Raw genomic sequence first — 19,470 nt, 5'->3', positions numbered from 1 at the left:
TGACGACGGAGCTGGTCAGAGCGGGAGGGTGCCGTCCTCGCTGACGTCGGCGGTGGCCTCCGGGATGGCCCGGGCGGACTCGGCGACCGCGTGCGCGACCGCCTCGGTCGCGGCGGAGTCGAAGACGCTCGGGATGATGTAGTTCGCGTTGAGCTGGTCGTCGCGCACGACCGCGGCCAGCGCATCGGCCGCGGCCAGCAGCATGCCGGGGCGGATCTCCTTGGCGCGCGCGTCCAGCAGCCCCCGGAAGACGCCGGGGAACGCGAGCACGTTGTTGATCTGGTTCGGCAGGTCCGACCGGCCGGAGGCGACCACCGCGGCGTACTGCGCGGCGCGGGTCGGGTCGATCTCCGGCGTCGGGTTGGCCATCGGGAACACGATCGCGCCCTCGGCCATGCCGGCCACCGCCTCGATCGGCAGCACGTTGCCCGCACTGACCCCGATGAACACGTCGGCACCCACCAGCGCCTCGGTCAGGTCGCCGCGCCTGCAGGCCGGGTTGGTGCGCTGCGCCAGCTCCAGCTTCGCGCCGGACAGCCGGTCGTCGTCCGGGGAGAGGATGCCCTCGCGGTCCCACACCAGCACCTGTCCCGCGCCGGCCTCGACCAGCAGCGAGACGATCGCCGTGCCGGCCGCGCCCCCGCCGGCCACCACGATGCGCACCTCGGCGAGCTTCTTGTCCACCACGCGCAGCGCGTTCTTCAGCGCCGCGAGCGCCACGATCGCGGTGCCGTGCTGGTCGTCGTGGAACACCGGGATGTCCAGCTTCTCGCGCAGCCGGGCCTCGATCTCGAAGCAGCGCGGCGCGGAGATGTCCTCCAGGTTGATCCCGCCGAAGCCCGGCGCGATCAGCTCCACGGTGCGCACGATCTCGTCGACGTCCTGGGTGTCCAGGCAGATCGGCCAGGCGTCGATGTCGGCGAACCGCTTGAACAGCGCGGCCTTGCCCTCCATCACCGGCATGGCCGCCCCGGGGCCGATGTCGCCCAGGCCCAGCACCGCCGAGCCGTCGGTGACCACGGCGACGGTGTTGCCCTTGATGGTCAGCCGCCGCACGTCCTCCGGGTGGTCGGCCAGCGCCAGGCAGACCCGCGCGACGCCGGGGGTGTAGGCCATGGACAGGTCGTCGCGGGTGCGCAGCGGGACCTTGGAGGCCACCTCGATCTTCCCGCCGAGGTGCAGCAGGAAGGTGCGGTCGCTGACCTTGCGCACGGTGACGCCCTCCACCGCCCGCAGCGCCTCGACCACCTCCTCCGAGTGCCCGGCGTCCGCGGCCGAGCAGGTGACGTCCACGGTCAGCCCGTCCGAGCGCGACTCCACGACGTCGATCGCGGTCACCGCTCCCCCGGCGCTGCCGACGGCGGTCGCGATGCGGCCGATGCTCGCCGGGTCGCCGTTCGCGTTGAGCCGCACGGTGATCGAGTAGGAGGCCGACGTGACCGGACCACGGGCCGGGACGGCGGCGGAGTCGGTGGCGGCGGCAGGGGCGCTGGAGAGGTGCGTGTCGGTGCTCATGGCCGGGTCATCCTCCCACCGCGCCCGGCCCTCCGGCACCGCGGCGACGCGACCGATGTGAACGGAAGCCACCCGTCCGGACGACACGCCGCGAACCGGACGGGATCGCTGACCAGTGGCCGCTGGCGTCCGGTCGTGACCGACGAGGGCCCGCCCGCCGAGTGGCTGCGGGCGGTGCTGCCGACGAGCGTGCCGGCCGCCGTCTCCGTCGTGCTGCTGGCCGACCCGGGAGGCCGAGCCCGGCCGCTCAGCGTGGCGACCAGCTCGCGCCACGCCTGCTCGGGCGCGGCATCGACCCGGCCGGCTGCCTCGACGCTCCGCACGCTGTCTCCTCCCGACGACCCGCCCACGACCGGGACGACGTGACCCGACGCATCCCCGGGGTCAGCGGTCAGCCCGGGCACCGCCGGTGAGCCGGGGCGGGTCCAGCGGCACCGCGCCGCCCCGGGCCGCGGCGGCCGCGAGGCGGCGGGCCCACGCCGCCACCCCCGCGACGTCGATCCCGTGCGGGTGGCCGCCGACCGCCTCCAGGTGCCCGGCCCCCCGCTCCAGCAGCGTCGCCGCCCCCGTGTGGTTCCCGCGCGCGGCATGGGTCAGACCGACGGCGACCTGGGCCAGGCCCCGCCAGAGCCCGCGGTCGGCCTCGGCACCGGACTTCCAGGCGTCCTCGAACACCTCGTGCGCGTGGAAGGGCCGGCCGGCGTCCAGCAGCTCCTGGGCCTCGGCGACCGTCCGTGCCGGGGTGCGCAGCACGCCCTCCGGCGCGCGCTCGACCCCGGCCGCGCCACGCGGCAGCACCCGGCCCAGCGCGTCCCGCGGTCGCGCGTTGCGGGCCCGGCCCTCGGCGTCCCGGTCCCGGCCTGCGACGACGTCCTCCACCGGCGCGATCCTCCTCCGGCACCGCGCCGGCGGCCACACCGGCGGATCCGGGACGGCTGCGGGCATGATCTGCACCGTGCAGGAGCTGCCGGTCGTCGTCGACCCCGTGCGGTCCGCCGGCCGGCTGGCCGCCGTGCGGCGCTCGGGCCTGCTGGACTCGGCGCCGGAGGAGTCCTTCGACCGGCTCACCGAGCTGACCCGTGAGCTGCTCGGTGTCACCGCCTGCATGATCACCGTCGTCGACGGCGAGCGCTCCTGGTGGAAGAGCCACCCCGGGCTGCCGCCGCTGCCCGGGACACCGCCCGAGACGTCGGTGGAGGACTCCTTCTGCCGCCACGTCATCGCCCTGGACGACGCGCTGGTCCTCGACGACAGCAGCGCCGACGAACGCACCCGGGACAGCCCGCTGACCGGGCAGCTCGGCGTGCGGGGCTACGCGGGCTTCCCGGTGCGCACCCCGGACGGACAGGTGCTGGGCAGCTTCGCCGCCCTGGACACCGCACCGCGCGCGTGGTCCGCGGCCGACCTGCGGGTGCTCGGCACGCTGGCCGGCGTGGTGAGCACCGAGGTGGCGCTGCGGGAGTCGCTGCGCGCTGCGGAGGTGCAGCGTGCCCGGGCGGAGGTCGTCGCCCGGGCCGGCGAGCTGCTCAGCGCCGGCCTGGAGCAGTCGGCGGTGCTCACCGCGGTCGGCCGGCTGGCCGTGCCCGCCCTGGGCGACGTGTCGGTCGTGTACCAGGCCCGCCGCGACGGTCGCGTCGTCCCGGTGTCGGTGCGGCACCGGCACCCGTCCCGGCAGGCGCTGTTCGCCGCCTCCGAGACCGCGGCCGTGCTGAGCACCGAGGACCCCAGCGGCCCCGGACGGGTCGCCGCCACCGGCCTCAGCGAGCTGGTGGCGACGGCGGACGACGGCCGGCGCAGCGCCGACGCGCCACGGCCCGGCACGACCGGGCACGGCGGTGAGGGACTGCGTGACGCCATGGTCGCCCTGGGTGCGGTCAGCCACCTGTCGGTGCCGCTGTCGGTGCGCGGCGAGCCGCCGCTGGGCGTGCTGACCGTCGTCCGCACCGCGGGCGGCGACCCCTACACCGAGGACGACGTACGGCTGGTCGAGGCCATCGCCGCCAGCGTCTCCCCCGCACTGGACAATGCCCGGCAGTTCGCCACCCAGCGCGACTTCGCCGCCCGCCTGCAGGAGGCTCTGCTGACGCCGCCGCCGGCCCCGGACCACCTCAACGTGGTGGTGCGGTACGCCCCGGCCGAGCAGGAGGCGCAGATCGGCGGGGACTGGTACGACGCGTTCGTCCAGCCCGACGGCTCGACGATGCTGGTGATCGGCGACGTGGCCGGCCACGACTCCAGTGCCGCGGTGGTCATGGGCCAGCTGCGCGGGCTGATCCGGGCCATCGGCTACGACTCGGACGCCGGACCCGCCGAGGTGCTGGCCCGCAGCGACGTCGCCGCAACCGGGCTGCGGGTCGACGCCTATGCCACCGTGCTGGTCGCCCGGATCGAGCAGGTGCCCGGCGACCTCACCACCCGCCGGCTGCTCTGGTCCAACGCCGGGCACCCACCGCCGGTCCTGCTGGACACCGCCGGGGAGATGACCGTGCTGGAGCGGCGGCCCAGCCCGATGCTGGGCGTCGCTCCGGGCGCCGCGCGCACCGACCACGAGCTGCAGCTGACCGACGGGGAGACCCTGCTGCTGTACACCGACGGGCTGGTCGAGCGCCGGCACGTGTCCTGGGAGGACAGCCTGGACCTGCTGCGCGCCGCGCTGGCCGGTGCGGCCCAGCTGCCGCTGGACGTGCTGGCCGACCGGCTGCTGCAACGCATGCGACCCGAGGCCGGCGAGGACGACGTCGCGCTGATCGCCGTGCGGCCCTACGACCAGACCCGGCCCCCGCCGGCGCCGTCGGGGCCGGCGACGATCCCGCTGACGTCGGTGCCCCGACCGGGCCGGTGACCGGCGCCGCGGGTGGAGGTCGGACCGGGGTGCATCCAGCCGGCGCCCTCCGGCGGAAGGAGGGGTGAAGCACCCCCTCCGAGGAAGGACCGCCCCATGCGCACCACCCGCGCTCTCGCCCTCACCGCCGGCACCGCAGGCGCCCTCGTGCTGGGCCTGGGCACCACCCCCGCCCTGGCCGCCGAGGGCGACGCGACCGTCTCGGTCCTGCACGCCGTCCCCGGGGTACCGGTGGACGTGTACGTGAACGGCGACGAGCTGATCCCGGACTTCCAGCCGGGCACCCTGACCGACCCGCTCACGCTGCCGGCCGGCTCCTACGACCTGGCGATCTACCCCGCCGGTTCCGACCCGGCGACCACCCAGCCGGCCGCCGCCGCCCAGGACGTCGCCGTCCCGGCCGGCGCGAACGCGACCGTCGTCGCCCACCTCACCGAGGCCGGGGCACCGGTGCTGACGCCGTTCGTCAACGACACCTCGGCCGTCCCGGCCGGCCAGGCCCGGGTGACCGTCCGGCACACCGCGGCGGCACCGGCCGTCGACGTCCGGGCGAACGGGGCGGTCATCGTGCCCGGGCTGGTGAACCCGGAGGAGGCCAGCCTGGTCACCGGGGCCGGCACCGTCTCCGCCGACGTGGTGCTGGCCGGCACCGGCACCGTGGCGATCGGCCCGGCCGACCTGACCCTGCGGGAGGGCACCTCGACGATCGTCTACGCCTGGGGCTCGGCTGACGCCGGCTACCAGCTGGCCGTGCAGACGATCTCCGGTGGGCACTCCTCGCCGTCCGGCGTGGACAGCGGCCTGGGCGGCGCTGCCGACGACGGCGGTCTCCCGGTGCCGCTGGTGGCGCTGACCCTGGGCGGCGTCGCCGTCGCCGGGCTCGCCGGCCGCCGGCTCGTGGCCGCGCGCGGCTGACCCGGTCACCGGAGGGACGCCCGTGAGGTCCGCCGCCGCCACGCTCGTGGTCGGTCTCGCCCTGGCCGTCGGGACACCGGCCGTCTGGGCGCTGAGCAGGCCGCCGGCGGCGGCGGGCCCCCCGGTCGAGCAGGTGCTCGACAGCCCCGCCCCGGCACCCGTCCTGGACCCGGCGCCCCCGTCCGGCCCGGCGGGGCAAGCACCGCCGCCGGTGCCGGTGCGGGACGCGTCCCCGACCCCGCCGGTGGAGGTGCCCGCCCCGGTGGGCCTGTCGGTCCCCGGGGTGGGCGTGGACGCCGCCGTGGACCCGGTGGGCGTCGAGCCCGACGGCTCGATGAGCGTCCCGCGCGATGTCGACCGGGTCGGCTGGTACCGGTTCGGGCCCGCCCCCGGCCAGCCCGGGTCGGCGGTGCTCGCCGGGCACGTCGACAGCGCGACCGACGGCCTGGGCGCGATGGCCCCGGTGCGGTCGACCGAGGTCGGCGACGAGGTGACCGTCACCGCCGCCGACGGCGCCACCACCCGGTGGCGGGTGGTGGCCCGCCAGGAGTTCGTGAAGCAGGAGCTGCCCCGCGACCAGCTCTTCGCCCGGGACGGGCCCCCGCGCCTGGTGCTGATCACCTGCGGCGGGCCGTTCCAGCCCGACACGGGCAGCTACCGGGACAACGTCGTCGTCGTCGCAGAACCGGCGTGAGCCGTGGGGCAGGGGGTGTGCGGCCGTGGCCGTGGCGCATAGCGTGCCCCTCGTGGCGGGCAACGCGGTGACCGGGCTGCCGCACCCGCCCGAGCCGGACGACGGGGAGGTCGCCCGCAGGTTCGCCGCCGGCGACGAGCGCGCCCTGGCCTGGGCCTACGAGCGGTGGGGCCCGCAGCTGTACGGGCTGGCGGTGCGGGCGCTGGGCGCCGGGCCGGACGCCGAGGACGTGCTCCAGCAGAGCTTCGTGTCGGCGTGGAACGGGCGGGCCGGCTACCGGCCCGACGCCGGCCCGCTGCCCGCCTGGCTGGTGGGCATCTGCCGGCACCGGATCGCCGACGCCTGGGTGCGCCGGGAGCGGCAGCGCCGGGAGTCCGACGCCGCCCTCAGCTCGGCCCGCCTGCAACCCACCGGCGACGTCGACGCCGGGCTGGACACCGCGGTGACCGACCGCGTGCTGGTGATCGCCGAGCTGGAACGGCTGGGCCAACCGCAGCGGGGCATCCTGGAGCTGGCGTTCTTCGAGGACCTGACCCATGCGCAGATCGCCGAGCGCACCGGGATCCCGCTCGGCACGGTCAAGTCCCACATCCGCCGTTCCCTCGAACGCCTGCGGAGCCGATTGGAGGTCGACGGTGCAGCACTGCACTCGTGAGGAGCTGGCGTTGGCGGCCCTGTCGGAGCCGCTGACGCCCGACCAGGACGCGCACCTGGCCTCCTGCGGTGCCTGCTCGGCCGAGGTGGGCTCGCTGCGCCGCGGCGTGGACACCCTGACGGCGCTGCCCCGGCCCGCGACCGCGCCGGCGGTGCTGCCGCCGCCGGCCGTCTGGTCGGCGATCGCCGCCGCCACCGGCGTCTCGGCGACCCCCCGGCCGGAGGTGCTGGCCGCGTCGGCCGCCGCCGGTGGCGCCCCGGGAGCCCCCCCGCCGCCGGCCCCCACCGCCGCAGCGCCCCGCCCGCCCGCCGACCCCCCGGTGGACGAGCTGGCCCTGCGCCGTCGCGCCCGCCGCCGGTGGCTGGCCGCGGTCGCGGCGTCGCTGGCCGTCGGGATCGTGGTGGGTGCCTCCGGGGCGGCACTCGTCGGCCGCTCGGACGACGCGGTGACCGTCGCCGCGGCGGGGCTGTCGCCCTACGGCGGCTCGGACGCCTCCGGCGAGGCCGTGCTGCGGGTGCGGGACGACGAGTCGAGGGTGCTCGACGTCCGGCTGACGGTCCGACCGACCGGCGGCGACTACTTCGAGGTGTGGCTGCTGGACCCGGCCAGCCAGCGGATGATCGCCCTCGGCGTGCTCGACGGCGGGCAGACGGCGCTGCCCGTGCCGGACGGCGTGGACACCTCGGTGTTCCGCACCGTGGACGTGTCCCGGGAGGCGGTGGACGGCGACCCCGCGCACTCCGCGTTCTCCATCGCCCGCGGCGAGCTCTGACGCCCGGGCTTGTCAGATCCGCTCCGGCGTGGAGGATGGAGCCCGAGGACGGCCCGCTCCACGAGCTCAGCCGCCCCCGCACCGACCCGCGGTCGATCCTGACCGGTCCGGACCTGGAGGGGGCACGGCCATGCTGTCCAGCCCGTCCCGAACGCTCGACCTCGACGGCGCGCTCGAGCACGTCGCGACCGGCGCGCTGCGCGACACCGTCCCGGGCCCGGTGGGCCTGGAGCTGGAGGCGCACCTCGTCGACCTGACCGCCCCGGCCGAGCGGGTGGGCTGGGACCGGCTCACCGGCGTCGTCGACGCGCTGCCGGCGCTGCCCGGGGGCAGCCGGGTGACGCTGGAGCCCGGCGGCCAGGTCGAGCTCTCCGGCCCGCCGCTGGCCGACGCGCCCGCCGCGGTCGCCGCGCTGCGGGCGGACACCGCGGTGGTGCGCACCGCGCTCGCCGCCGCCCGGCTCGGCCTGGCCCCGGTCGGCACCGACCCGCTCCGGCCCGCCCGCCGGGTCAGCCCCGGCGGGCGGTACGTGGCGATGGAGGCGCACTTCGCTGCCGTGCACTGCCCGGCCGCGGGCGCGGCGATGATGACCTCGACCGCGTCGCTGCAGGTCAACCTGGAGGCGGGCCCGGAAGCCGGCTGGACCGAGCGGGTGCAGCGGACGCACCGGCTGGGCCCGGTGCTGGTGGCCGTCTCGGCCTGCTCGCCGCTGCTGGCCGGCGCGGAGACCGGGTGGCGGTCCAGCCGCCAGCAGGTGTGGGGCGACCTGGACCAGGCCCGCTGCGGCCCGCTGCTGGGCCGCCGCGACCCGGCCACCGAGTGGGCGGAGTACGCGCTGGCCGCGCCGGTGATGCTGGTGGCCGGCGACGACGGGACGCTGCCGGTCACCGACCGCACGCCGTTCGCCGCCTGGGTGCGCGGCGAGGTGCCCCTGGCCGGGCGCCGGCCCACCGTCGCCGACCTGGACCGGCACCTGACCACGCTGTTCCCGCCCGTGCGGCTGCGCGGGTTCCTGGAGATCCGCTACCTCGACGCCGCACCGGAGCCGTGGTGGCCGGCGCTGGCCGCCGTCGTGGCGACGCTGCTGGACGACTCGCGGGCCGCGGACGCCGCCGCGGACGCCTGCGAGCCGGTGTCCGGGCTGTGGGACGTCGCCGCCGCCCGCGGCCTGGCCGACCCGCGGCTGGCCGCCGCCGCCGGCAGCTGCCTGGAGCTCGCCGAGCGGCACGCCCCCGCCGCGCTGCGCCCGGAGGTCAGCGCCCTGGCCGGCCTGGTCGACCAGGGCCGCTGCCCCGGCGACGACCTGCTGCACACCGCCCGTACCCGCGGCGCCGAGGCCGCCCTCGTCGGCGCCACCCGCCTGCCCGAGGAGGAGCGATGACCGAGCCGGACACCCGTGAGCTGCTCGCCCGCCAGCTGACCGAGGCCCGGGAGCGCACCCTGCGGCTCACCGACCTGGACGAGCCGGAGCTGCTGCGCCAGCACGACCCGCTGATGAGCCCGCTGGTCTGGGACCTGGCGCACATCGGCCAGCAGGAGGACCTCTGGCTGCTGCGCCGCGGCGAGCCGGCCCGGCCCGGGCTGCTGCCCCCGGACGTCGAGCAGCTCTACGACGCCTTCACCCACCCGCGCGCGGTGCGCGCCCGGCTGCCGCTGCTGCCACCGGTCGAGGCGCGCGCGTTCTGCGCCGACGTGCGCGGCCGGGTGCTCGACCGGCTGGACACCCTCGACCCGGCCGCCGGGGACGACCCGTTCGACTTCGCCATGGTGGCCGGCCACGAGCAGCAGCACGACGAGACGATGCTGCAGGCGGTGCAGCTGCGCAGCGGCCCACCCGTGCTGGGCACCGGCGCGCCGCTGCCGCCCGGCCGCCCCGGCGTCGCGGGCACGTCGGTGCTGGTCCCGGCCGGCGGGTTCGTGCTCGGTGTGGACGCCGCGGACGAGCCGTTCTCCCTGGACAACGAGCGGCCGGCGCACGTCGTCCACGTCGACGCGTTCCGTATCGGCCGGGTGCCGGTGACCAACGCCGAGTACGCGGCGTTCCTGGCCGACGGCGGCTACGACCAGCCCCGCTGGTGGTCCACCCGCGGCTGGCAGCACCGCTGCGACGCGGGCCTGGAGCGCCCGATGAGCTGGCTGCCCGACGGCAGCCGGGTGCGCTTCGGCGTCCGGGAGGACGTGCCTGGGGACGAGCCGGTCCAGCACGTCACGTTCTTCGAGGCCGAGGCCTACGCCGCCTGGTACGGCCAGCAGCAGCCCGGGGCCCGGCTGCCCACCGAGGTGGAGTGGGAGAAGGCCGCCGCCTGGGACCCGGGGACCGGCCGGCGCCGCCGCTGGCCCTGGGGCTCCACCGAGCCGACCCCGGCCCTGGCCAACCTCGACGGCGCCGCGCTGCGTCCCGCGCCGGTGGGCGCCTACCCCGCCGGCGCCTCCGCCTACGGCGTGGAGCAGCTGATCGGCGACGTCTGGGAGTGGACCAGCTCGGAGTTCACCGCCTGGCCGGGCTTCACCCCGATGCTCTACGCCGACTACTCGGCCCCGTTCTTCGGCGGCGACCACCGGGTGCTCCGTGGCCCGTCCTGGGCCGTGGGGTCGGCGCTGGCCCGGCCCAGCTTCCGCAACTGGGACCGCCCGATGCGCCGCCAGGTCTTCAGCGGCCTGCGCCTGGCCTGGTCCGCCTGATGTGCCGGCACGTGGCCTGGCTCGGGCAGCCGCGCACGCTGGCGTCGGTGGTGCTCGACCCGCCGTCGTCGCTGCTGGTGCAGAGCTGGGCGCCGCGGCGGCAGCGGCACGGCACGGTCAACGCCGACGGCTGGGGCGTCGGCTTCTACGCCGAGGGCCGCACCGAGCCCGCCCGCTGGCGCTCGGACCGGCCGCTGTGGAGCTCGGCGTCCTTCGCCTCGGTCGCGCCGGCGGTCAGCTCCGGCTGCGTGCTGGCCGCGGTGCGCTCGGCCACCGTCGGCATGCCGGCCGACGAGAGCGCGGCCGCGCCGTTCACCGACGGCCGCTGGCTGCTGTCGCACAACGGCCGGGTCGACCGGGCGGTGCTGCCGGCCTCCCGCACGGCCGAGTCCACCTGCGACAGCGCCCTGCTGGCGGCGCACGTGTTCGCCCGCGGCGCCGACCTGCTGGGCGACGTCGTCCGGGAGGTGGGTGCGGCCGACCCCGCGGCCCGGCTGAACCTGCTGGCCACCGACGGCACCCGGCTGCTGGCCACCACCTGGGGTGACACCCTCTCGGTGCTCACCACCCCGGCCGGCACGGCCGTGGCCAGCGAGCCCTGGGACGACGACCCGGCCTGGGTCGACGTCCCCGACCGGCACCTGGTCGAGGTCACCCCCGACGGCACGGCCGTGACCCCCCTCTGACCCGACAGCCCGCGCCGCCCGATCCGTCCCGCCCTCCGAGCACAGGAGCCCGCATGACCGTGGAACTGACCTCGTACCTCGGACCCGACGACGCCGAGGCCGCCCTGCGCGCCGACGTGCTCGCCGGTCTCACCACCACACCGAAGACCCTGCCGCCGACCTGGTTCTACGACGAGCGCGGCAGCGAGCTGTTCGACGAGATCACCCGGCTGCCGGAGTACTACCCGACCCGAGCCGAGCGGGAGGTGCTGGCCGACCACGCCGGCGAGATCGCCGCCGCCTCGGGCGCGGACACCCTGGTCGAGCTGGGCAGCGGCACCTCGGAGAAGACCCGGCTGCTGCTCACCGCGCTGGCGCAGGCGGGCACGCTGCGCCGGTTCGTGCCCTTCGACGTCGACCCGTCGGTGCTGCGCGCGGCCGGTGCCGCGATCACCGAGGAGCACCCCGGGGTGGTCGTGCAGGCGGTGGTCGGTGACTTCACCCGGCACCTGGGCGAGCTGCCGCGCGCCGGGCGGCGGTTGGTGGCGTTCCTCGGCTCCACGATCGGCAACCTGGAGCCCGGCCCCCGGGCCGCCTTCCTCGCCGCGCTCGCCGCCACCCTGCAGCCCGGGGATGCCGTGCTGCTGGGCACCGACCTGGTCAAGGACCCCGGCCGGCTGGTGCGCGCCTACGACGACGCCGCCGGGGTGACCGCCGCGTTCAACCGCAACGTGCTCAGTGTGGTCAACCGCGAGCTCAAGGCCGACTTCGACCCGGACGCCTTCGAGCACGTGGCCCGCTGGGACGCCGAGCGGGAGTGGATCGAGATGCGGCTGCGCTCGACCCGTGACCAGGTGGTGCACGTGGCCGCGCTGGACCTGGAGGTGCCGTTCGCGGCCGGGGAGGAGCTGCGCACCGAGGTGTCGACCAAGTTCCGCCGGGAGACCGTCACCGCCGAGCTGGCCGCCGCGGGCCTGACCACCACGCACTGGTGGACCGACGCCGCCGGCGACTTCGGGGTCTCGCTGTCGGTGCCCGGCTGATGCCGGGCCCGCCCCTCCCGTTCGAGGACCTCGCCGACTCCTGGGCCGCCGCCCGTCCACCGCAGGCCGGTGACCACCTGGACAGCGCCGCCTGCAGCCGGCAGTCCGAGCGGGTGCTGGAGGCCACCGCCGCGCACGCCCGGCACGAGGCCGAGGTCGGCGGCTACGTCGCCCAGGCCGCCGCGGGGTCGCTGCTGCAGCAGGGCCGCTCGGTGATCGGCGGGCTGGTCGGCATGGCCGCGGCGGACGTCGCGTTCGTCGAGTCGGCCACCTCGGCGCTCACCGTCCTGCTCGCCGCCTGGCGGCTGCCCGCTGGGTCGACGGTGGCGTGCCTGCCCGGCGAGTACGGCCCCAACCTGATGCTGCTGCGCGCCGCCGGCCTGGACCCGGTGTCCCTGCCGGTAGACGGCGCGGGCCGGGTCGACGTCGGCGCCGTCGAGCGGCTGCTGGCCGGGCGCCCGCCGGCGTTCGTGCACCTCACGCACGTCGGCAGCCACCGCGGCACCGTGCAGCCGGCCGCCCAGGTGGCCGCGGTGTGCCGGGCCGCCGGGGTGCCGCTGGTGGTCGACGCCGCGCAGGCCCTGGGCCACGTGGACACCGACGTGGGCGCCGACGTCGTCTACTCGACGTCGCGCAAGTGGCTGGCCGGGCCGCGCGGGGTCGGGGTGCTGGCGGTGCGCCCCGCAGTGGCCCAGCAGTTGAACCCGCCGCTGACCGCGTGGGACAAGGCGGAGCCACCGATGCTGGCGCTGGAGTCGCACGAGGGGCACGTGGCCGGCCGGGTCGGGCTGGTGCTGGCCGTCGGGGAGCACCTGGCCGCGGGCCCGGACCGGGTGCGCGCCCGGCTGGCCGCCCTCGGCCGCACCGCGCGGGAGGTGCTGGACGGCCGGGGTGGCTGGCGGGTCGTGGAGGCACCCGACGAGCCCTCGTCGATCACCACCCTGCGCCCACCGGACGGCGTGGACGTCGCCGCGGCCCGGTTGCGGCTGCTGGGCGACCACGGGATCGTGACCACCGCGGCGGGGGCGGAACGCGCGCCCGGGGAGATGACCGGCCCGGTGCTGCGGGTGTCGCCGCACGTCGACGCCACGCTCGACCAGCTCGACGCGCTCGCCGCCGCCCTCTGACCCGACCCGCACCCCGACCCGCCGTCCCGACCCGCCGTCCTGACACGTCGCCCTGGCCCCTTGCCGTGGGAGCCCGGGGCGCCCACCAGCGTCGCCCGCCGGGTGCCGCGCGTCCGCGAACCGGAGGCCCGTGTCCAGCAGCGTGCAGCTCCGCCCCCTGCCCCCGGCCGAGCCCGCCCGGCCCGGACGGCGCCGGCGCACCGAGCGGCTGCTCACCGCCGTCCTGGTGGCGGCGGTCCTGATCGCCGGCTGGGCTCGTCGGTGGACCGCCGACGACGCGTTCATCACCTTCCGGGTGGTGGCCAACGTGCTCGGCGGCGCTGGGCCGGTGTTCAACGCCGGTGAGCGGGTGGAGGTGGCGACCAGCCCGCTGTGGCTGGCGGTGCTCACGGTCGCCGAGGCCGTCGTGCCGGGCGACGCCGTCGCGTGGAGCTCGGTGCTGCTCGGGCTGGCCCTGACCGCCGCGGGCGTGGGGCTGGCCACCCGGGCCGGGCACCGGCTGCTGGCCCGCACCCCGGCCCGGCTGGCCGTGCCGCTCGGGATGGTGGTCTTCGCCGCGCTGCCCCCGGTGTGGGACTTCACCACCAGCGGGCTGGAGACCGGGCTGGCGTTCGGCTGGCTCGGCGCCTGCTGGTGGGGCCTGGTGCGCTGGGCCGGGACCGGGGCCAGGACCAGGACCGGGGCCGGGGCGCCGTCGGTGCTGGGGCAGCGGTGGCTGCTCGTGCTGCTCGGCACCGGCCCGCTGGTGCGGCCGGACCTCGCCGTGGTCGGCGTCGTCCTGCTGGGGTGGCTGGTGCTCAGCGGGGCCGGCCGGTGGTGGCAGCGGGTCGCCGCGCTGGCTGTCGCGGGGGCGCTGCCGGTCGCCGTCGAGGTGCTCCGGGCCGGGTACTACGGGCTGCTGGTGCCGAACACCGCGGTGGCCAAGGAGTCCGGCCGGGCGCTGTGGGGTCGCGGGGCCGGGTACCTGGGCGACCTGGTCGGCCCGCACCTGCTCTGGCTGCCCCTGCTGGTCGGCGCCGGGCTGGTGGCGGTGCTGGCGCGCGGGGTCGTGCTGCGCCGGCGGGAGGTGTCGCTGCTGCTGGCCGCGGTACTGGCCGCCGTCGCGCACGCGCTGTACGTGGTGCGGGTCGGCGGGGACTTCATGCACGGCCGGCTGCTGCTGCCCAGCCTGTTCCTGCTGCTCTGCCCGGTGGCCGTGGTGCCGCTGACCCGCGACCGGCTGCGGGCGGTCACCGCGCTGCTGGCCGTCGGGGCGCTCTGGGCGCTGGCCTCGGTCGCCGTGCTGCGCCCGGGCTACGACGGCGGGCAGGTGAGCGGCACCGGCATCGCCGACGAGCGGGGCCACTACGTGCGGCAGGCGGGCACCGGGCACCCGGTGACGCTGGCCGACCACGGCGGCACCGGGGTGCTGGCCTACACCGACCGGGTGCTGGCGCTGGCCGGCACCGACGTCGTCGTCGCCCAGCCGCCGCCGCCGGTCACGGTGGACACCCCGCTGCGCCGGCTGGCCCCGTCGTCCGGCGGGCTGGTGTTCTCGGTGGGCAACGCGGGCTTCTACGGCGTCGCTGTCGGCACCGGGGTGCGGGTGGTCGACGTCTACGGCCTCACCGACCCGGTCGCCGCGCACCTGGAGGCGCCGCCGCCGGGCCGGCCCGGGCACGAGAAGCGCCTGCCGGCAGCCTGGCTGCTGGCCCGGTACGGCTCCCCCGAGCTCGCCCGCGTCAGCGGCCCCGGCCTGCCGGACGCAGCCGACGTCGCCGCCGCGCGGGTCGCGCTGACCTGCGGCGCCGCAGCCGAGCTGGTCGAGGCCACCAGCGCCCCGCTGTCCTGGACCCGGTTCGTCGACAACGTGCTCGGCGCCCCCGCCCGGACGAGCCTGCGCATCCCCACCGACCCGCAGCAGGCGGAGGCCGCGCTGTGCTGAGCGCCGGGAGCCTCGTGGACACTCTCGGCTGAGTTCCCCGTACCGAGAGGACGACACCATGCCGACCGAACCAGGCCGGACGTCGAAGCGCCCGCCCACGGCCCCCACCCGGACCGGCGCACCGGCCACGCCACGGGTGCACCGCAGCGAGTACCCGCCGGTGACCGTGCCGAGCGAGGCGATCCACCGCCTCGTGCTCGACGGCGCCGCCGCGCGCGGCGACCACCCGGCCCTGGTCGACGGCCTGACCGGCCAGACGATCACCTACGCGCAGCTGGCGCACATGGTCGACCGGATGGCCGCCGGCTTCGCCGAGGAGGGCGTGCGCCCGGGCGACGTCGTGGCCCTGCACAGCCCGAACACCGTGCTGTACCCGGTCGTCTACTACGCGGCCAGCCGCGCCGGCGCCACGGTCACCACGCTGTCCGCGCTGGCCACGGCCGAGGACGTGGAGCGTCAGCTCGCCGACTCGAAGTCCACCCTGATCGTCACCGTGGGCGCGCTGCTGCCGGTGGCGACCGCGGGCGCCGGCGCCGTCCCGGTGTGGACGATGGACCGCGTCGAGGGCCACCGCAGCGTGCAGGAGCTGCTCGAGTCGACCGGCCCGGTGCCCGACGTGCCGGTCGACGCCGCCCGCGACGTCGCCGTCCTGCCGTACTCCAGCGGGACGACGAGCCTGCCCAAGGGCGTGATGCTCACCCACGCCAGCGTCGGGGTGAACCTGGAGCAGATCCACGCCATGCACCGCACCGGTCCCGGCGACCGGATCGTCGCCGTGCTGCCGTTCTTCCACATCTACGGCATGACCGTGCTGATGAACCTGCCGCTGCGGCACGGCGCCACCGTGGTGGTGCTGCCCCGCTTCGACCTCACCCAGTTCCTCGACGTGCTGGAGCAGCACCGGATCACCCGCGCCTACGTCGCCCCGCCGGTGGTGCTCGCGATGGCCAAGCACCCCGCGGTGGACGGCCGGGACCTGTCCTCGCTCACCTTCCTGATGTCGGCCGCGGCACCGCTGAACGGCGCCCTGGCCGCGGCGGCCGCGGCCCGGCTGGGCTGCGAGATCGGCCAGGCGTACGGCATGACGGAGCTGTCGCCGGGCACGCACCTGGTGCCCGACGGCCGGGCCGCGGAGGCGCCGCCGGCCAGCATCGGCCAGCTGTTCCCCTCCACCGAGGCCCGCCTGGTGTCCACCGAGGACGGCCGGGACGTCGGCCTGGGCGAGCCCGGGGAGATCTGGATCCGCGGGCCGCAGCGGATGCTCGGCTACTTCGGCCTGCAGGAGGAGACCGACACCCTCATCGACGCCGACGGCTGGCTGCACACCGGCGACGTCGGCACGGTCGACGCCGACGGCTGGTGGCACGTCGTGGACCGGGTCAAGGAGCTGATCAAGTACAAGGGCTACCAGGTGGCGCCGGCGGAGCTGGAGGCCCTGCTGCTGGCGCACCCGGAGGTCGCCGACGTCGCCGTCGTCGGTGCGTACGACGAGCAGGGCGACGAGATCCCGCACGCGTTCGTCGTGCGGGCACCGGGCAGCGACCTCACCGCCGAGGACGTGCTGGCCCACGTCGCCGAGCGCACCTCGCCGTACAAGCGGGTGCGCCGGGTGACGTTCACCGATGCTGTGCCGAAGTCGCCCAGCGGCAAGATCCTGCGCCGGGAGCTGCGCGCCCGGCAGGGCTGAGCCACCGACCGGGGGTCAGTCGCCGCGCGCCTGCAGGCGGGCGGCGACGCGCCGGTGCGTGGTCAGCTGCTCGTCCAGGCCCGGGTGCACCGGCACACCGCCGGTGACCACGCACCGCCCGCCGACGACGGTCTCCCGGGCGGCGACCGGGCCGCAGCGCAGCCACGCCTCGACCGGGTCGGACAGCGCCCCGGCGAACCGGACCCCCTCCAGCGACCACACGGCGAGGTCACCGCAGGCGCCGACCGACAGCTCGCCGATCTCGCCGCTGCGGCCCAGGCACGCGGCACCCCCGACGGTGGCGATCTCCAGGGCGTCGCGGGCCGACATGGCCGCTGCGCCGTGCCGCAGCTTGCCCTGCAGCATCGCGGTGCGGGCCTCCAGCCACAGCGACGCCGAGTCCGCCGACGCCGAGCCGTCCACGCCCAGGCCCACCGGCACACCCGCTGCCCGCAGCTCGGCGACCGGGGACAGCCCCGACCCCAGCACCATGTTCGACGACGGGCAGTGCGCCGCACCGACCCGCGCGGCACCCAGCCGGGTGACCTCCTCCGGAGACGGCCACACCACGTGCGCCAGCCACGTGCGGTCGGTCATCCAGCCGACGTCGGCCAGGTAGTCGACCGGCCGGCGGCCGAAGGTGGCCAGGCAGAACGCGTCCTCGTCCTGCGTCTCGCTCAGGTGGGTGTGCAGCCGCACGTCCAGCGCCCCGGCGAGCTCGGCGGTGCGGGTCATCAGGGACGTCGACACGCTGAACGGCGAGCACGGCGCCAGCGCGATGCGGGTCATCGCCGTCGGCGAGCGGTCGTGGTGCAGCTCCACCAGGCGCTGGGAGTCGGCCAGGATCTCGTCGTCGTCCTGCACGACGGAGTCCGGCGGCAGCCCGCCGTCCTTCACCGACAGCGACATCGAGCCGCGGGTGGGGTGGAAGCGCACGCCCAGCTCGCGGGCGGCGGCGACCTCGGCGCTGATCAGGTCACCGGCGCCGCGCGGGTGCACGTACAGGTGGTCGGTGGAGGTGGTGCACCCGGACAGCGCCAGCTCGGTGAGCCCGACGTAGGCGCTGACGTACGCGGCCTCCTCGTCCAGCCGCGCCCACAGCGGGTAGAGGGTGACCAGCCAGTCGAACAGGCCACCGGTCAGCGCGGGCGCGTAGGCCCGGGTCAGGTTCTGGTACAGGTGGTGGTGAGTGTTCACCAGGCCCGGCGTGACCAGGCAGCCCCGGGCGTCGATGCGCCGGCCGGCCGCCGGCTGCGGGTCACCCGGCCCGCCGACCGCGCTCACCACCCCGCCGGTCACCGCGACCCAGCCCCCGGCGATCTCCCGTCGGGCGGCGTCGACGGTGGCCACGAGCTCGGCGTCGTGCACGAGCAGGTCAGCGGTCAGCATGCCGCCCATCCTGCCCGGCGCCGGCTCGCGGGCGCCCCGGCCGGGCGCGCCGGGGCGCCCGGACGTAACACGGCGGGGCTACCGTGGCGTGCTCTGTCCCGCGACCCCGAGGTGACGTGTGCTCCTGGCAGCGCCCCGCTTCGCCCTCCCCGAGACCGTCGGGGAAGCCCTCTCCGCCCTCGCCGAACGCCCCGACGCGGTGGTCGTCGCCGGGGGCACCGAGGTGATGCCCGACCTGCTGTGGCGGGTCCGCACCGCGGCGGGCTTCGTGTCCCTGCGCCGGGTGGGCGCGCTGCGCGGCACCTCCCGGGACGGCGACGAGCTCGTGGTCGGCGCCGGCACCCCGGTCGCTGCCCTGGTCGACGCCGAGGCCGGCGCACTCGCGGCCGCCGCCCGGTCGCTGGGCACGCCGCTGGTGCGCACCGAGGCGACGATCGGCGGCAACGTGGTCAGCGCGCTGCCCTACCGGAACATGCTGCCCGCCCTGCTCGCCCTGGACGCCCGCCTGGAGCTGACCAGCGACACCGGCCGGCGCACCGTGGCCTTCGACGGCTTCACCACCGCCCCCGGGGTGACCCGGCTGGGCGAGGGAGAGCTGCTCACCGCCGTCCGGCTGCCCACCCGGCCGTGCTTCAGCGACTACGTCAAGATCGGCCGGCGCAACGCCCAGTACGTGGCCACCGTCAGCGCGGCCGTGGTCTCCCGGAACGGCGCGGTGCGGCTCGCCTTCGGCAACGCCGGCCCGGTGCCACTGCGCTCGGACGCGGTGGACGTCGTCGCCACCGCCCTGCTCGACGGCCGCGCCGGCCCGGACGACCTGCGCGCCGCCGTCGCCGACGCCGTCGACCCCCCGGAGGACACGGTGGCCTCAGCGGCCTACCGCCGGCACGCGCTCGGCGTGCTGGCCACCCGGCTGGTCGTGCGGGCCCAGGTCGACGCGGGGCTCGGCTCGTGAGCAGCGAGGCGGACGAGTCCGTCACGTTCTCCCTCACCGTCGACGGCGCCGCGCACGAGGTCACCGCGCCCTGGTCGGAGTCCCTGCTGACGGTGCTGCGCGAGCGGCTCGGCGTCCGCGGGCCCAAGACCGGGTGCGCGCACGGCCGCTGCGGCGCCTGCGCCGTCCGGGTCGCCTTCGAGCCCGACCGGGCCGACGACGACGGCCACGTGCTCTGCTCCTGCCTGCTGCCCGCCGCCACCGCGGCCGGCTGCAGCGTGCGCACCATCGCCTCGATCGGCGGGCCGGACGGCGAGCTGTCCGACGTGCAGGAGGCGTTCCTCGCCGAGGGCGCCGTGCAGTGCGGCATCTGCACCGCCGGCTTCGTCACCGCGGCCACCGAGCTGCTGGACACGGACCCGGACCCGACCCGTGAGCAGATCGAGGCCGCGCTCTACGGCAACCTGTGCCGCTGCACCGGGTACGGCCGCATCGTCGCCGCCGTCGAGACCGCCGCCCGCACCCGCCGCGAGGCCACCCCGTGACCCCCGTCCCCCAACCAGCCACTTCCGCGCAAACGACCGCCGAACGAGCGGCCACTTCCGCGGAAAGGGCCACAGGACCGG

General features: G+C 76.9%; 18 protein-coding genes. 15 read left to right on the top strand and 3 right to left on the bottom strand.

Features of this window, described 5'->3' with window-relative positions; translation table 11 throughout:
* Positions 1–15: 15 nt before the first annotated feature.
* Positions 16–1,515 (bottom strand): NAD-dependent malic enzyme, encoded by a 1,500-nt coding sequence (locus G1H19_RS18685; protein WP_152729194.1) that lies wholly within the window; start codon positions 1,513–1,515, stop codon positions 16–18.
* 135 nt (positions 1,516–1,650) lie between these two features.
* Here G1H19_RS18685 and G1H19_RS18680 point away from each other — a divergent pair, with 135 nt between their 5' ends.
* Complete coding sequence (locus tag G1H19_RS18680) at positions 1,651–1,881, top strand: hypothetical protein (RefSeq protein ID WP_152729192.1); 231 nt, start codon at positions 1,651–1,653, stop codon at positions 1,879–1,881.
* An 18-nt stretch (positions 1,882–1,899) separates the two neighbouring features.
* Here the strand turns inward: G1H19_RS18680 and G1H19_RS18675 are convergent, their stop codons facing one another.
* Positions 1,900–2,394 (bottom strand): DUF309 domain-containing protein, encoded by a 495-nt coding sequence (locus tag G1H19_RS18675; protein WP_235928083.1) that lies wholly within the window; start codon positions 2,392–2,394, stop codon positions 1,900–1,902.
* Between the two features lie 64 nt (positions 2,395–2,458).
* On the opposite strand from G1H19_RS18675, the gene G1H19_RS18670 reads away from it, so the two are divergent.
* The 12 genes from G1H19_RS18670 to G1H19_RS18615 all read left to right on the top strand — a co-directional run bounded on the left by G1H19_RS18670 (position 2,459) and on the right by G1H19_RS18615 (position 16,521).
* Positions 2,459–4,357 carry a GAF domain-containing SpoIIE family protein phosphatase gene (locus G1H19_RS18670; protein WP_152729188.1) on the top strand — a complete coding sequence of 633 codons (1,899 nt, stop codon included), beginning with the start codon at positions 2,459–2,461 and terminating at the stop codon, positions 4,355–4,357.
* A gap of 96 nt (positions 4,358–4,453) precedes the next feature.
* Entirely contained in the window at positions 4,454–5,272 is an 819-nt protein-coding gene (locus G1H19_RS18665) for a DUF4397 domain-containing protein (RefSeq protein ID WP_152729186.1), read from the top strand.
* Positions 5,273–5,294: 22 nt separating this feature from the next.
* The gene (locus G1H19_RS18660) at positions 5,295–5,966 is read left to right on the top strand and encodes a class F sortase (protein WP_162392858.1); all 672 of its coding nucleotides are present in this window, start codon (positions 5,295–5,297) and stop codon (positions 5,964–5,966) included.
* Positions 5,967–6,018: 52 nt separating this feature from the next.
* On the top strand, positions 6,019–6,621 hold the full coding sequence (locus tag G1H19_RS18655; RefSeq protein WP_235928082.1) for an RNA polymerase sigma factor: 603 nt from the start codon (positions 6,019–6,021) through the stop codon (positions 6,619–6,621).
* A gap of 10 nt (positions 6,622–6,631) precedes the next feature.
* The gene (locus G1H19_RS18650) at positions 6,632–7,393 is read left to right on the top strand and encodes an anti-sigma factor (protein WP_235909570.1); all 762 of its coding nucleotides are present in this window, start codon (positions 6,632–6,634) and stop codon (positions 7,391–7,393) included.
* A 130-nt stretch (positions 7,394–7,523) separates the two neighbouring features.
* Entirely contained in the window at positions 7,524–8,774 is a 1,251-nt protein-coding gene (gene egtA, locus G1H19_RS18645) for an ergothioneine biosynthesis glutamate--cysteine ligase EgtA (protein ID WP_152729182.1), read from the top strand.
* Entirely contained in the window at positions 8,771–10,075 is a 1,305-nt protein-coding gene (gene egtB, locus G1H19_RS18640) for an ergothioneine biosynthesis protein EgtB (protein ID WP_152729180.1), read from the top strand. The genes egtA and egtB overlap by 4 nt, the downstream gene beginning before the upstream one ends.
* The gene (egtC, locus tag G1H19_RS18635) at positions 10,075–10,761 is read left to right on the top strand and encodes an ergothioneine biosynthesis protein EgtC (protein WP_152729178.1); all 687 of its coding nucleotides are present in this window, start codon (positions 10,075–10,077) and stop codon (positions 10,759–10,761) included. The genes egtB and egtC overlap by 1 nt, the downstream gene beginning before the upstream one ends.
* A gap of 53 nt (positions 10,762–10,814) precedes the next feature.
* Positions 10,815–11,783 (top strand): L-histidine N(alpha)-methyltransferase, encoded by a 969-nt coding sequence (gene egtD, locus G1H19_RS18630; protein WP_152729176.1) that lies wholly within the window; start codon positions 10,815–10,817, stop codon positions 11,781–11,783.
* A complete protein-coding gene (gene egtE / locus G1H19_RS18625; protein ID WP_152729175.1) occupies positions 11,783–12,910 on the top strand; it encodes an ergothioneine biosynthesis PLP-dependent enzyme EgtE in 1,128 nt (375 codons plus the stop codon). The genes egtD and egtE overlap by 1 nt, the downstream gene beginning before the upstream one ends.
* Positions 12,911–13,040: 130 nt before the next feature.
* Complete coding sequence (locus G1H19_RS18620; protein WP_152729173.1) at positions 13,041–14,834, top strand: hypothetical protein; 1,794 nt, start codon at positions 13,041–13,043, stop codon at positions 14,832–14,834.
* A 58-nt stretch (positions 14,835–14,892) separates the two neighbouring features.
* The gene (locus tag G1H19_RS18615) at positions 14,893–16,521 is read left to right on the top strand and encodes an AMP-binding protein (protein ID WP_152729171.1); all 1,629 of its coding nucleotides are present in this window, start codon (positions 14,893–14,895) and stop codon (positions 16,519–16,521) included.
* A 15-nt stretch (positions 16,522–16,536) separates the two neighbouring features.
* On the opposite strand, the gene G1H19_RS18610 is transcribed toward G1H19_RS18615, so the two are convergent.
* The gene (locus G1H19_RS18610; protein ID WP_152729169.1) at positions 16,537–17,910 is read right to left on the bottom strand and encodes an 8-oxoguanine deaminase; all 1,374 of its coding nucleotides are present in this window, start codon (positions 17,908–17,910) and stop codon (positions 16,537–16,539) included.
* Between the two features lie 118 nt (positions 17,911–18,028).
* On the opposite strand from G1H19_RS18610, the gene G1H19_RS18605 reads away from it, so the two are divergent.
* A complete protein-coding gene (locus G1H19_RS18605) occupies positions 18,029–18,865 on the top strand; it encodes an FAD binding domain-containing protein (protein WP_152729167.1) in 837 nt (278 codons plus the stop codon).
* Complete coding sequence (locus tag G1H19_RS24710) at positions 18,862–19,389, top strand: (2Fe-2S)-binding protein (protein WP_162392855.1); 528 nt, start codon at positions 18,862–18,864, stop codon at positions 19,387–19,389. The genes G1H19_RS18605 and G1H19_RS24710 overlap by 4 nt, the downstream gene beginning before the upstream one ends.
* The last annotated feature ends 81 nt before the right edge of the window (positions 19,390–19,470 follow it).

Origin of the sequence: Goekera deserti (assembly GCF_010685995.1) — a bacterium.
Classification (GTDB): domain Bacteria; phylum Actinomycetota; class Actinomycetes; order Mycobacteriales; family Geodermatophilaceae; genus Goekera; species Goekera deserti.
This window is presented reverse-complemented; position numbering and strand designations above follow the sequence as displayed.